Here is a 12,937-nt window from a genome sequence, read left to right as displayed (position 1 = left end):
GTATTGAGGTATCTGGATTCATCAAATGGAATCCATATCCCAGTATTGAGGTATCTGGATTCATCAAATGGAATCCATATCCCAGTATTGAGGTATCTGGATTCATCAAATGGAATCCATATCCCATGTATTGAGGTATCTGGATTCATCAAAATGGAATCAAAATACAAACCATCCATTAGGGAGGCGAACAAATATGCCTGATTGGCTGGAGGTTTCGATCAGAACATTGGCATCGGTAACCGTCCTGTTTCTGATCACCAAAATATTAGGTAAGCGTCAGATTTCCCAATTGTCACTATTTGAATATATTACAGGTATTACGCTCGGAAACTTGGTTGGTTATATCTCGCTTGACGTTGATAATACATGGTACTTAGGGTTTGTAGCTTTGTTTGTATGGGTTGCCGTATCTACATTAGCTGAGTATGTCACGATGAAGAGTAAAAAATTAAGGGATATCGTAGACGGCAAAGCAACCGTGTTGGTTGAGAACGGGGCTTTGCTTGCAGACAATTTAAAAAAAGAACGTCTCACGGTGGATGAATTTCTAGAACAGCTTCGTAAAAAAGATGTGTTCAGGGTAGCTGATGTGGAGTTCGCAGTGATGGAGCAGAGCGGAGAAATTAACGTGTTGCTCAAAAAAGAGCATCAACCTCTTACTGCCGATCTGTTAGGCTATCAGCTGTCTTCCGAGCAAGAGCCAAAAACCATTATCATCGACGGACATATTTTACCTGATTCGTTATCCGCTTCGGGACATAATGAGGATTGGGTCCATAAAGAGCTCCGCAGACTGGATCTGCCGCTGAAAGAGGTATTTATAGGACAGGTAGACAGTCAAGGAGAGCTTACCGTACAGACAGGAAAGGAGTCTTTGCCTAAACCGACGACCTCGAAGCCAAACGATCAGATTGCTGAGCTGGTCAAGCGAATGCAGGATGATTTAATCATGCGAAGACAGTTATCGGTTTATGAGAAAGACAAGCTGGAATACCAGCAAGCATTAGATCAACTGAACAATGCAATGCATGCTTATAAAGCTCCACACAAGCCGTAACATTATTTAATGTGCGGTTTTTTGCTTTTTCTATGAGTTCACTTTACATATTCTTACTTTAAAGGATAACATAGAGGGACTGGAAGCCGTTATTCTTTACAATTTTATAAAGGAGAAACAAATTGCATATTTCAGAAGGGTCTCTGCTTAGAAGCTTAGAAGCACACTATGAGCTCGAAGAAGTCAAAGGGCTTGTTCCTATATCCGCTGGGCGTACATCTGATGCCCGTCTTTTAGAAACCGCACAAGGACAACAATTCGTTTTAAGACGACTAAGAAGTAAACATCAAGCGACCTGCGAATTTGAAATATCTCATAGAACTGCAGCGAATCAGATTAGTCCATACATGCTTCCTGGTCAAAATGAAAATGGATATATAGAGGTTCAAGGCAATATATACAATCTTCAGCACTATTTGGAGCCGGATAAGGTATCTGTTCAGGACAAGTTCCTGCAAATGGGCAACGCGCTGGGCAGACTGCATACTGTATTGAGGCATACGAAGATTCCGCATCAAGAAGATCGATTTTCTTTGGAAATCAGCTGGAATACAGCAACGTTTTCTCACAATATATCCGGTAATTTAAGAACATCTCTTGAAAAATACATAGCCGATTGTCTTGAAATAGAGCAACGAAGAGAAGGGATAATTCATGCTGATCTCGGGATCTGGAACGTCATTTTTCATGCAGCTTCGGTGTATTTCATTGATTTCGGAGAAGCAAGAACAGGTGATTATCACTTGGATGCAGCCGCACTATTAACATCGTCGATGAGTAAGACTTGGACAGATCAACAGGTTGCCACTCATATTTCGAATTTTAAAAAAGGTTATGAACAGAGCGGTTTACAGCTGGAACAGGACTCGCTTCTCAAAAATATGATCCTGTGGTTGGTAAGGGGAGCGACAGCTGTTCTTGCCGAGTATGGCGAAACAGAGCAAACGACGAATTATGTTCATCACATCATTTCTGACATATCGAAATACAACCGATTAATGGGCTGATTAGAAGGGAGAGAGGGCATGCTTCAGGCTGCAGTGGGACTGGATATTGGAGGAACGAATATAAAGGCCGGGCTTGTGCGAGAGGATGGAGTCATTCTGTACGATATGATGGCTCCGACAAATGCAGAGAAGGGCAAGGATCAGCTGCTTGACTCCATTGCCGAAGCGGCTGCAAGCTGCATGGAGCAGGCCCGGAATTATACAAATATCGAAGTAACAGGAATCGGAATGGGAACAGCAGGGTTCATTACGTTAGCCGGGGCCATCGGCAGTGCAACAGCGAATTTGCCAGATTGGAAAGGAACTCCGTTAAGAGCGGAAATGGAGCGAAGACTCCACCTCCCTGCACAGCTGGAGAATGATGTGAACGTACTCGCCATAGGAGAAATGTGGCAGGGCGCAGGCAGAGGTTTGACTGATTTTCTATGTGTTAGTCTTGGAACGGGTGTAGGTGGCAGTATCATAACAAACGGACATACCTATCGGGGAAGAAGTGGATACGCAGGTGCCTTTGGACATCAGATTATCCAGTTGGGTGGTCATCCCTGTACGTGTGGATCGAAAGGCTGCTGGGAGCAGTATGCTTCAGTTACATCACTAAAAAGACAGGTATTGGCAGCGGGACAGCCTGCTTGGGCTGATGATCCCAGACAATTGTTTGCCCAAGCTGAGGTGGGAAATGAAACTGCAAAAATCCTTATCAACGATTATGCCGAGTTCATCGCCATCGGTCTAACCAATCTCATTCATCTCTATAATCCACCCGCTATTATTATCGGCGGTGCGATTTCAGAACAGGGGGATGCTTTGCTCCGCCCGGTACGCAAACATATAGAGAGGTACACGATGGATGGATTTGCGGATCATCCGCCGCTTCCGATCCTGCCCGCCATATTAGGAAATAGAGCTGGGATTATAGGAGCAGCCAAGCTGATCCTTACATAGCTTAGCTGCTCAGTAACAAGCTTAGTGATAGATCTTGGAGGTCATAATTTTACCTTGTTTATCATGGATAATGACTCTCATCTCTTTACCTGACGCGATTTTCTTGGCCGCATCCTCTGCTTCATTTTTTAAGTGATAGGTATCTTCAGGTTTGTCTTTGCCTTCTTTTTTTATCGCCCAGCCATTTTCATAGGGAACAATATGAAGATTCTGGTGATCACGGGAAGAGTGAACAGGTCTGTCTTTGTCGCCGCCAGATTTGTTCTTTCCTTCAGGATGATTCTCATCCCATTCCTTGGCTTGAGCGGTAGCGATGGCAATCGATCGGCCATCCTCATATCCGTCTTCGAGCAAAGCATTTGCTATCTCCACTGCTTTCTCACGGATTCTGGGGTCAAGATTTTTCATGGATGGAGGGTAGTCGTGTTTGCTCCATGGCATAATGGTTCTCTCCCTTCATTAGATATCTCCTATCTATTTACCCGATAACAAATTGACAAAAACATAAGGAGGGAATGATCATGCTGCTCCAACTGGCTCTGCCGTTTATGTTTACAATGATAATTCACGCTGCAGACAGCCTGTCTTATGCTCTGAGGCTAGGCGGATTAAGAACAAAGCGGATCACGATTGCTCTGTCTTTATCTGGTATGCTGCTCCTTGTTTCAAGAACTTCGAATATGGCACAAGGACCGCTGCTTGGGTCAATGGTTGATAAGGCGAATGGCGCAGACAGCAGTATGCTGCAAACCCAGCTTCATTGGATTTTAGGAGCGGCAGCAGTAGGGACGGTAATCGCCATTCTCATGTTTCCGACCATGGTAAGATGGTCCTCAAGGCTGGTGCTTCATTTGGAGAAGGCAGGATCCATTCCTGGCATGCTTGCTTCACTGTGCTCCATGAATACGATGAAAAATGCCCTTCACTACATTTCTTGGCCCAGGTTCTCCATGCTTCAGACATGCTTCGCTGGAAATTTGCCGAGAAGGCTGATGGTCCTTAACATGTCGGTGACGGCTATTTATACGGTTGGCGTTCTTGCCACTTTATATGCAGCCTATCTAAATCCCGAACAAGCGATGGCTGCTTCACAATCTTCGGGCTTAATTAACGGTATGGCAACGATTCTGCTGACTCTGCTAATCGACCCGCGGATCGCACTTCTAAGTGATCGATCACTTAGGGGAGAGATTCGTCTGGAGCAGATGAACCGGGTATATGGCTGCATGCTGATGTCACGCCTTGCCGGCACGCTGCTTGCCCAGCTGCTTCTAGTGCCCTTCGCTCTGTGGATCAGCCTTATAGTCGGCTGGATATAGTTAGTGCAGGACAACAAAGTAGTCCAGAGCTGCTAGACTCAGCATTAATAACCTAACATCAAATTTCAACGGCAAAAAACGCAGGGCTTTTCAGCTCCTGCGTTTCTAATGAATGAGGGTAAAATGCTCAGCTGTTCTCTTTTTCGAATAAATGGACGTACTCAGCGTAGCCCTCTTTCTCCAAATCCTCTTTTGGAACAAATCTCAGGGCTGCGGAATTGATGCAGTATCTAAGCCCGTTCTCTCCAGGTCCATCATCAAACACATGGCCCAGATGAGAATCGGCTTCCCGGCTTCTAACCTCGGTACGGATCATGAAATGAGACAAATCGGTCTTTTCCTTAATACTGTATTCCCGAAGGGGTCTCGTAAAGCTTGGCCAGCCGCAGCCTGCATCATACTTATCACGTGAGCTGAATAGAGGTTCTCCGGATACGATATCCACATAGATTCCCTCTCCTTCATGGTCCCAGAATTCATTCTGAAAGGGAGGCTCGGTGCCATTATTTTGAGTGACATTGTATTGCATCGGGCTCAGCCGATCTTTCAGCTGCTCCTTATTTATAGAGCGTGACCAGTGTTTCTCGATGAAATCCACACGCCCTGAGCCTTTACTGTAACGTTTGTAATGTGCTGGATTTTTCTTGTGATAGTCTTGATGATGCTCTTCAGCCTCATAGAACGTCTGAGCAGGCAGAATAGGGGTAAAGATGGGTTTATCGAATCTTCCGCTTGCTTCAAGCGCCTGTTTGGATACTTCCGCCTTCACCTTCTGCTCTTCTGTATGATAAAAGATGGCCGTCTGATACGAAGTACCGCGGTCATGAAATTGTCCTCCAGCATCGGTCGGATCAATCTGCTGCCAGAACAAGGCTAACAGCTTCTCATAAGGGAATACTTTCGGATCATAAGTGATCTGAACAGCCTCCACGTGACCCGTCGTTTCTGAGCATACCTCTTCATAGGTCGGATTTTCCGTATGTCCTCCGGTATAGCCTGATCTTACCTTCAAAATGCCGGGAAGATCTTCAAAGGGTGAGACCATGCACCAGAAGCACCCTCCGGCAAATGTAGCTTTTTCGGTAAATAGTGGTTCCATTCTATATTCACACTCCATTCGATGAAGAATTATGAGATCAACTTGTCCTTGAAGTATTATATCTTAAAAAACCGATATTAACCAATGAAGAGGTTATCTCGGTCCTTCTATTTGCTTTAACCTTATTTTATACGCGGCAAACGCGATGACGAGCATAATAACATAAATCAGAGCTATACCTGCGGTTTGCAGCGGATGCTCTAACAGGTTGCCTCCTGCATAGGCATACAGGGCGATACTGGGTATTTTGCCAACAGAGGTTGCCAGCAGATAGCTCCAGAAGGGCAGCGAGGCCGTTCCTGCGTAAATATTCACCCCCATTTGTGGAATGATTGGAAGCATTCTAGCGAGTAGGATCGTGCTGAAAGTATGCTGCTCGAACAGCGCAGTGAGTCTTGAAATGATGGGAACTCGCTCCAAGTACAGCCGTCCTTTCGCCTGAAACAACCATCTGAACATCATGTACACCATAATGGAGGCAATCGTTGTCCCGAGCCAGGTAACGATGCCGCCTATAGCTGCACCGAAGGAGTATCCCAGCAGCCCGATCACAAGCTTATAAGGGAGCACGGGAAACAGAGCGAATAAGGTGGCAATCAGCGTTAAGTTGAAATAATTCGCATGATCCTGCGCCCATGTCAGGATTTCGTTACGATATAATAGAAGAAATATTAGCGCTGGCAGATAAAGCAGCGTAAGGAGAAGCCATTTTTTCATATCATCATCCTCAGAGAATTCATCGTTCTTACATTATACCGGATGCGCACATACTTACATAAGGAGGACAAGTGCACTTTGCTAGTTGAGCAGGCCCTTGTTACACTAGAGCAGGTGATTCTGAAGGAGACAGGAGGAAGTCTAGAACCAGATGAGAATAACACATCGAAAAAGAATTGCGATCGCAGGACTGGGTGACATCGCAAATAAAGTATATCTGCCGCTGCTTACGGCCCATCCTGGGGTGGAAGTTGTCGGCGTAATGAATCGATCATTGTCCAAAGTTGAGGAGATCACCTCTCTGTATCGGCTTGATCGGGGAACAACCAAACTGGACGAGCTGCTTGACTGGGAGCCGGAAGCCGTATTTGTACATACCTCAACAGAAGCTCACTATGAGATCGTTATGGCCTGTATCGAACGGGGAATTGCCGTTTATGTAGATAAGCCATTGTCCTATAATCTCAAGGAATCCATAGAAATGGCGGCTTTTGCAGAGTCGATGGGTGTGCTGCTTGCTGTCGGGTTCAATCGCAGGTTTGCTCCACTGTACCGTGAGGCACAAGACTGGATCAGCCAATCGGGAGAGCTTGAGAGTATCGTGTGCCATAAGCATCGTATGAAGCTGGACAGCCGATCCAGCCGCGTTACCGTCTACGATGATCTCATTCATATGATTGATACTCTATTATGGCTTGGCGGTGAGGATTACGAGCTCGCAAGCCATAGGCTGAGAACGAACGATCAGGGAGCGCTCCTCCAGGCTTCGGGCAGTATAGTGACAGGTAATAAAGGAGCGGGCTCGTTTGGCATGGTGCGTTTTGCAGGGGCGGACACTGAAACGATAGAGCTTCATGGAGCAGGCAGAACAGCATGGGTCCATCAGATGGAAACGCTGCACCTCCATGCAGCAGGCACGCCATCCATCATCCGAACACCGGGCAGCTGGGAATCGATCCTCACTCGCAGAGGATTTACGGGCTGCGTACAGCATTTCCTGGACTTCCTGGACAAGGAGCCGGAGGGATGCGAGCTTCATGCCGGCCGTGTACTTGCAAGTCATGAGCTGTGTGAAGAGCTTCTGACGCAGTAATATTTATCTTAAATCATACAAGACAGGAGATATGAGCCTTGAATAAAAAAGAAATGGAAGAACAAATCATTGAAAGCTACAGACAGGATGAGGATATGATGATTCTCGTCTTCGCTCAGTGGTGTGTAAACAATGAACAGAACCCTGAGGAGCTGTACCGCCAAGCTTATCCTGCACAGAAGAACAACGAACGTCTTCAGCATGTACTGAATCTCGTCGTTCCTAAGGAAGAAGCAGGCGATATTGCAGACGATACACTCCTTGGTGTCCTGTCATTATACGGTAATGACGATCTTGCTATGGTCGTAGCTGAGGTGATCGAGCAGCGGAAGCGTTAGAGAAGCTGTTCTCGGTGGATAGAACGAAATTCCCTCGGCGACATTCCGAATCTTGCCTTAAACACGCGATGGAAGTATGTATAGCTGTTAAAGCCTGAAGATTCGGCGACGTGCTCGAGTGACATCGGACTAAAAATAATGCGCTCACGGGCCATATTTAACCGGATATCCAGTGTATATTGCATGATACTTGTATCAAATGCTTCTTTGAACAAATGAACAGCCCTGGAGACACTAATGCCAATACTGGAAGCTACATCTTCAAGCTTAAATAAAGTAGAAGCATTCTCAACAATGTAATTTTTGATTTGATAAGCTAAATAACTGGTTTGTGTCGTGGTCGGATGCTCCGAGAGTAAACGATCAATTTCAAGGCATAATATGCGCATATAATAGCTTGGGATCTCCGGAAATGGATTTGCGATCCGGCGCTGCTCGAGAACGATTTGACGAAATAGGCTAAGTAGGCTTTCGGTCAATTCGACCTTGATCCGCGTCGGACGCTTCTTTTTATGCCACCATTCATCCGCCCAATCTCCAGTGAAAAAAATATGATAATCTCCACTTTCTACAAGTGAATTGCCGGCACCGTTCTCCTCATTATCAATCTTGAGTTCATACGGTTCTGTCGGATGAAATAACAGCAAATCACCTGATTCTATAAAGGTCATTTGGTCATCAACCCGGGCTCTGCACCTCCCATCGGTCTGAAGACGGAACAGATAATTTTTCACTCCCTCAGGCTGTGAGAAATAGTAAGGCTTCCGATGAAAAGAAAAGCCGGCTGTAAGAACTTGGCAGGATTGTTCAACTGACATAAGTACTGACTCCTTGAAATAAAAATATTGACCAGATTGTTCATGTTTTGATCATATACTTCATTTTAATTTATAAACGAATCGAATACTATAGTACCAGTTAAGAATTACCTTTGAAGGTCAATCACCAGAGGAGTGACAAGATCAGTGAAAAAAATGAAGGCAGGCATTATCGGGTGCGGAAATATCAGCAGCATATACCTCACGAACCTGAAAAAGAGTCCTGTAATTGAAGTTGTAGCGGTAGCGGACATCATTATGGAACGCGCCGAAGCGAGAGCAGCCGAGTTCGGGGTAGCAAACGCTTACACCGTTGACGAGCTTCTGCAGAATGATGAAATTGAACTCGTATTAAATCTGACGGTACCGGGCAGTCATGCCGTAACCAATATAGCTGCACTAGAGGCAGGTAAGCACGTATACGGCGAGAAACCATTCACCATCTCTCTTGAGGATGGCCGCAGAGTGCTTGAGCTGGCTGAAGAAAAAGGGCTTTATGTTGGAACCGCCCCGGATACTTTCTTGGGGTCGGGTATTCAGACTGCGATGAAAGCCATACAAGACGGAGTCATAGGAAAACCGGTATCTGCGACCGCCTTTTTCATGGGCGGCGGGCCTGAGTCCTGGCATCCTGATCCGGAGTTTTTCTATGCCTACGGCGGGGGACCGATGCTGGATATGGGACCATATTATTTGACAGCACTTGTTAAGCTGTTAGGACCGATCCGCAGGGTAAGCGCTTCAACCGGAATTCAAATCCCAGACCGGGTCGTTGGATCCGGACCGAAGCAAGGTCAGAAGCTTCAGGTACAAACACCTACCCATCTGGCTGGGACCATGGATTTTGCCAATGGAGTGATTGGAACAATGATCGCAAGCTTTGATGTTCGCGCAGGTTCAGGTCTGCCGCTGATCGAGATTCATGGAACAGAAGGCACGCTTCAGGTGCCTGATCCAAACTTCTTTAACGGCGATGTTAAAGTGAAGCGAATTGGATCTGATGCTTGGGAAATAATCCAGCCAGTAACGGCCAGTGAGCAGAATGAGCGTGGTCTAGGTCTGAATCAGATGGTAGAAGCGATTCATAACGGAAGTGAGGCTGAAGCAAGCGGTAAGCTTGGATACCATGTGCTTGAAGCCATGCATGCGTTTGAACGCTCTTCGATTGAAGGCAGACATGTACTGCTGGAGAGCACCGTTGAGGTCCATAAGAAACCTGAGCTTGTATCCAACAACTAACTACATCTAAGCAATATCGATTAGACTTACTAAACAATAATGAAATTAACAAGCTGCACGCGGAGGTAAAGTTCATGACCCAAACATTAAAAGTAGCTATTATCGGTTGCGGAGGTATTGCAAACGGTAAACATATGCCATCCCTATCTAAACAAAAGAATGTTGAAATGGTTGCCTTCTGTGACATTGTTGAATCTCGCGCAGAAGATGCAGCAAGCAAATTTGGTGCCGAGGGAGCTAAAGTGTATACCGATTATCAAGAGCTCCTCAAGGATAAGAGCATTGATGTAGTCCATGTGTGTACGCCAAACGATTCCCACTCGGTTATTACTGTGTCCGCACTAGAAGCAGGCAAGCATGTCATGTGTGAGAAGCCGATGGCCAAAACTTCGGAGCAGGCCCTGGAGATGATCGAAGCGGCAAAACGGACGGGCAAAAAACTGTCCATCGCGTATCAGAACCGTTTCCGCAACGATAGTCTCTATTTGAAGGAGCTTATCGAAACGGGAGAACTCGGGGATATCTATTATGGCAAAGCGATTGCACTTCGCCGCCGCGGTGTTCCTACTTGGGGCGTATTCCTGGACGAAGAGAAGCAAGGCGGCGGACCTTTGATCGATATCGGGACCCATGCGCTTGATCTAACCTTATGGCTGATGGATAACTACAAACCTAAGAGTGTAATGGGTTCTGTGTTCCATAAGCTTAGCGGACGGGAAAATGCAGCGAATGCATTTGGTCCTTGGGATCCTAAAGAGTTTAATGTGGAGGATTCAGCCTTTGGCTTTGTGACAATGGAGAATGGGGCTACCATTCAGGTCGAAGCGAGCTGGGCTCTTAATGTGGTGGAGACGGGCGAGGCACAGACCCTTCTTGCAGGGACAGAAGGCGGAGCTGATATGAAGAACGGTCTTCGTTTGAATGGTGAGAAATTAAGCAGACTATATGAACAGAATATTGATCTTAATGCCGGCGGCGTTGCCTTTTTTGCAGGTGAGAGCGAGAGTGACGCGGATCGGGAAGCTAGAATGTGGATCGAGGCGATTCTTGAAGATAAGGAACCTCTTGTCAAACCAGAACAGGCTTACGTCGTAACTCAAATCCTTGAAGCCATCTATGAATCAGCACGTACTGGAAAAGCAGTTTATTTTGAGTAATAAGCAATCTTCCTTATTCATTTAGAAGCAGCAGTTTAAATATAGTTGAAGTACTCATTACATTACAGGAGGGATTTTAGTTTATGAAATTAGGCGTATTTGCAGTACTATTCGGTGGTCGTAAGTTTGAGGATGCATTAGATTATATCGCTTCCAAAGGTCTAGGTGCGATAGAGATTGGTACAGGAGGGCATCCGGGCAATGCTCATTGCAAACCGGCTGAGCTTCTGGAGAATGAAACGGCATTGAAAGAATTCAAGAAGGCAGTTGAATCTCGTGGTTTGATCATTAGTGCGCTCAGCTGTCACGGTAACCCGCTACATCCGCAAAAAGAGATTGCTAAGAAGTTCCATGATGATTTTGTTAACACAGTGAAGCTTGCTGAGAAGCTCGAAGTACCTGTTGTTAACACGTTCTCAGGCCTGCCTGGTGATCATGAGGATGCGAAATATCCGAACTGGCCTGTCGCTCCGTGGCCAAATGATTTCCAGGAAGTATTGAAATGGCAATGGGAGAATAAACTGATACCATACTGGACGGAATGGGGTAAGTTCGCTTCTGATCACAATGTAAAAATCGGCCTTGAACTGCACGGCGGATTCTCGGTTCATACGCCAGCTACACTGCTTAAATTGCGCGAGGCAGCGGGTGAAGTGATCGGGGCAAACCTAGATCCTTCTCACATGTGGTGGCAAGGTATTGATCCTGTGGAATCCATCAAAATTTTGGGTCGTGAAGGAGCGATTCACCATTTCCATGCCAAGGATACAACGATTGATCCTGTTAACGTAAATATGTATGGTCTTACGGATATGCAGGATTATACAAATATGCAAACCCGCGCATGGCAATTCCGCACCGTCGGATTTGGTCATGATATCAAAACCTGGGCAGATATTATCAGTGCCCTGCGACTTGTCGGATATGATTATGTTGTAAGTATTGAACATGAAGACGGACTGATGTCCGTTGAGGAAGGTTTCTCAAAAGCCGTCCACAATCTCAAGCAAGTACTTATTGAAGAACCGCTTGGCGATATGTGGTGGGTCTAACATCAACAGGGGGAAATAAGAATGATTAACGTCACGATCTGGAATGAATTTGTTCACGAAAAAATTCATGATGAGGTTAGAGAAGTATACCCGGAAGGCATTCACAAAGCGCTTGCTGATGGTCTTTCAGGAGAAGGATATGCGATTCGTACAGCTACTCTAGATGAGCCGGAGCATGGTTTAACGGATGAGGTCTTGAATACGACGGATGTATTAATCTGGTGGGGTCATATGGCTCATGACAGAGTAAGCGACGAAATCGTAAGCAAGGTTGTGAAGAGAGTATTAAATGGTATGGGGTTTGTTGTTCTTCATTCGGGACATTTCTCCAAACCGTTCAAAGAGCTGATGGGTACTTCCTGTGACCTGAAGTGGCGGGAAGCTGGGGAACAAGAAATTATATGGACTGTAAATCCGAGTCATCCGATTGCAGAAGGAATCGACAGCCATATCATATTGGAACATGAAGAAATGTATGGTGAATTCTTTGATATTCCAACGCCGGATGAGCTTGTATTCTTGAGTAATTTTCAGGGCGGAGAAGTGTTTAGAAGCGGATGTACGTTCAAACGAGGTGAAGGTAAGATCTTCTACTTCAGACCAGGACATGAAACGTATCCAACGTACTACCGTCCGGAGATTCTAAGAGTGATCAGCAATTCCATTCGATGGGCTTATCCTCTTCATCATACCAAACCGGTATTTGGTAACAGCGAACCGGTCAGAGCATTAGGTAACGTGCTTGTATAAGCGAATTTCAACAATAATACCATGGACTTACATCTAAGTGAGTCCATGGTATTTTTAAAATTATATAGGTATAAAGAACTGGTTATTCAAATATCAGCGTGATATAATAGAAATGCTTATGAATCCTGATCTTAAAGCCTTCTAAAGTGTGTGGACTGTCTTTGGATGGTCTTTTTTAATTGAAGCGGTTGACTGATTTCACAATTGGGTCATTAGCTTCATTTTTGGTTAATGGTTATAGTATACTTCATGGGATATGGTATAGTTTCTTTCCATACACCAAGAAATGTGCTATTATGATATGTACTAACTAATTGTAAGTTTGTGTTGATGGAAATATTTA

Annotated in this window: 14 protein-coding genes; 10 read left to right on the top strand and 4 right to left on the bottom strand. The window is 45.4% G+C overall.

The window, feature by feature from the left end:
- Positions 1-196 precede the first annotated feature (196 nt).
- The 3 genes from BK126_RS13530 to BK126_RS13520 all read left to right on the top strand — a co-directional run bounded on the left by BK126_RS13530 (position 197) and on the right by BK126_RS13520 (position 3,012).
- Positions 197-1,060, top strand: a complete 864-nt coding sequence (locus BK126_RS13530) for a DUF421 domain-containing protein (protein WP_076313123.1) — start codon at positions 197-199, stop codon at positions 1,058-1,060.
- 122 nt (positions 1,061-1,182) lie between these two features.
- The gene (locus tag BK126_RS13525) at positions 1,183-2,067 is read left to right on the top strand and encodes a phosphotransferase enzyme family protein (RefSeq protein WP_076313122.1); all 885 of its coding nucleotides are present in this window, start codon (positions 1,183-1,185) and stop codon (positions 2,065-2,067) included.
- 18 nt (positions 2,068-2,085) lie between these two features.
- Positions 2,086-3,012: an ROK family protein gene (locus BK126_RS13520; RefSeq protein WP_076313121.1), complete on the top strand. Its 927-nt coding sequence runs from the start codon at positions 2,086-2,088 to the stop codon at positions 3,010-3,012.
- A gap of 21 nt (positions 3,013-3,033) precedes the next feature.
- On the opposite strand, the gene BK126_RS13515 is transcribed toward BK126_RS13520, so the two are convergent.
- Entirely contained in the window at positions 3,034-3,453 is a 420-nt protein-coding gene (locus BK126_RS13515; RefSeq protein WP_076313120.1) for a DUF2188 domain-containing protein, read from the bottom strand.
- A gap of 80 nt (positions 3,454-3,533) precedes the next feature.
- Between BK126_RS13515 and BK126_RS13510 the strand changes: the two genes are divergently transcribed.
- Entirely contained in the window at positions 3,534-4,331 is a 798-nt protein-coding gene (locus tag BK126_RS13510; protein ID WP_076313119.1) for a lipid II flippase Amj family protein, read from the top strand.
- Positions 4,332-4,458: 127 nt separating this feature from the next.
- Here BK126_RS13510 and msrB read toward each other — a convergent pair whose 3' ends face one another.
- Together msrB and BK126_RS13500 are read right to left on the bottom strand one after the other, a co-directional pair.
- The gene (msrB, locus tag BK126_RS13505) at positions 4,459-5,430 is read right to left on the bottom strand and encodes a peptide-methionine (R)-S-oxide reductase MsrB (protein ID WP_076313118.1); all 972 of its coding nucleotides are present in this window, start codon (positions 5,428-5,430) and stop codon (positions 4,459-4,461) included.
- A 93-nt stretch (positions 5,431-5,523) separates the two neighbouring features.
- Complete coding sequence (locus BK126_RS13500; RefSeq protein WP_076313117.1) at positions 5,524-6,147, bottom strand: TVP38/TMEM64 family protein; 624 nt, start codon at positions 6,145-6,147, stop codon at positions 5,524-5,526.
- A 151-nt stretch (positions 6,148-6,298) separates the two neighbouring features.
- Here BK126_RS13500 and BK126_RS13495 point away from each other — a divergent pair, with 151 nt between their 5' ends.
- Together BK126_RS13495 and BK126_RS13490 are read left to right on the top strand one after the other, a co-directional pair.
- Positions 6,299-7,240, top strand: coding sequence for a Gfo/Idh/MocA family protein (locus BK126_RS13495; protein WP_076313116.1), 942 nt, complete (start codon positions 6,299-6,301; stop codon positions 7,238-7,240).
- A 38-nt stretch (positions 7,241-7,278) separates the two neighbouring features.
- Positions 7,279-7,578: a hypothetical protein gene (locus BK126_RS13490; protein WP_256209773.1), complete on the top strand. Its 300-nt coding sequence runs from the start codon at positions 7,279-7,281 to the stop codon at positions 7,576-7,578.
- On the opposite strand, the gene BK126_RS13485 is transcribed toward BK126_RS13490, so the two are convergent.
- Complete coding sequence (locus tag BK126_RS13485) at positions 7,575-8,396, bottom strand: AraC family transcriptional regulator (protein WP_076313115.1); 822 nt, start codon at positions 8,394-8,396, stop codon at positions 7,575-7,577. The genes BK126_RS13490 and BK126_RS13485 overlap by 4 nt on opposite strands.
- Positions 8,397-8,543: 147 nt before the next feature.
- Here BK126_RS13485 and BK126_RS13480 point away from each other — a divergent pair, with 147 nt between their 5' ends.
- From BK126_RS13480 to BK126_RS13465, 4 genes are all read left to right on the top strand, one after another.
- On the top strand, positions 8,544-9,635 hold the full coding sequence (locus BK126_RS13480; protein WP_076313114.1) for a Gfo/Idh/MocA family protein: 1,092 nt from the start codon (positions 8,544-8,546) through the stop codon (positions 9,633-9,635).
- Between the two features lie 74 nt (positions 9,636-9,709).
- Entirely contained in the window at positions 9,710-10,792 is a 1,083-nt protein-coding gene (locus tag BK126_RS13475; RefSeq protein WP_076313113.1) for a Gfo/Idh/MocA family protein, read from the top strand.
- A gap of 83 nt (positions 10,793-10,875) precedes the next feature.
- A complete protein-coding gene (locus tag BK126_RS13470) occupies positions 10,876-11,844 on the top strand; it encodes a sugar phosphate isomerase/epimerase family protein (RefSeq protein ID WP_047911013.1) in 969 nt (322 codons plus the stop codon).
- Positions 11,845-11,865: 21 nt separating this feature from the next.
- A complete protein-coding gene (locus tag BK126_RS13465; protein WP_047911014.1) occupies positions 11,866-12,594 on the top strand; it encodes a ThuA domain-containing protein in 729 nt (242 codons plus the stop codon).
- Positions 12,595-12,937 lie beyond the last annotated feature (343 nt).

The organism is Paenibacillus sp. FSL H7-0326 (assembly GCF_001955535.1).
GTDB classification, from domain to species: Bacteria; Bacillota; Bacilli; order Paenibacillales; family Paenibacillaceae; genus Paenibacillus; species Paenibacillus shunpengii.
This window is presented reverse-complemented; position numbering and strand designations above follow the sequence as displayed.

Bases quoted from the DNA above. Each gene is read 5' to 3' on its own strand.
- BK126_RS13475 (WP_076313113.1), top strand. From the start codon at position 9,710: ATGACCCAAACATTAAAAGTAGCTATTATCGGTTGCGGAGGTATTGCA.
- BK126_RS13500 (WP_076313117.1), bottom strand. From the start codon at position 6,147: ATGAAAAAATGGCTTCTCCTTACGCTGCTTTATCTGCCAGCGCTAATA.
- BK126_RS13530 (WP_076313123.1), top strand. From the start codon at position 197: ATGCCTGATTGGCTGGAGGTTTCGATCAGAACATTGGCATCGGTAACC.
- msrB (WP_076313118.1), bottom strand. From the start codon at position 5,430: ATGGAACCACTATTTACCGAAAAAGCTACATTTGCCGGAGGGTGCTTC.
- BK126_RS13465 (WP_047911014.1), top strand. From the start codon at position 11,866: ATGATTAACGTCACGATCTGGAATGAATTTGTTCACGAAAAAATTCAT.
- BK126_RS13485 (WP_076313115.1), bottom strand. From the start codon at position 8,396: ATGTCAGTTGAACAATCCTGCCAAGTTCTTACAGCCGGCTTTTCTTTT.
- BK126_RS13520 (WP_076313121.1), top strand. From the start codon at position 2,086: ATGCTTCAGGCTGCAGTGGGACTGGATATTGGAGGAACGAATATAAAG.
- BK126_RS13495 (WP_076313116.1), top strand. From the start codon at position 6,299: ATGAGAATAACACATCGAAAAAGAATTGCGATCGCAGGACTGGGTGAC.
- BK126_RS13470 (WP_047911013.1), top strand. From the start codon at position 10,876: ATGAAATTAGGCGTATTTGCAGTACTATTCGGTGGTCGTAAGTTTGAG.
- BK126_RS13515 (WP_076313120.1), bottom strand. From the start codon at position 3,453: ATGCCATGGAGCAAACACGACTACCCTCCATCCATGAAAAATCTTGAC.
- BK126_RS13510 (WP_076313119.1), top strand. From the start codon at position 3,534: ATGCTGCTCCAACTGGCTCTGCCGTTTATGTTTACAATGATAATTCAC.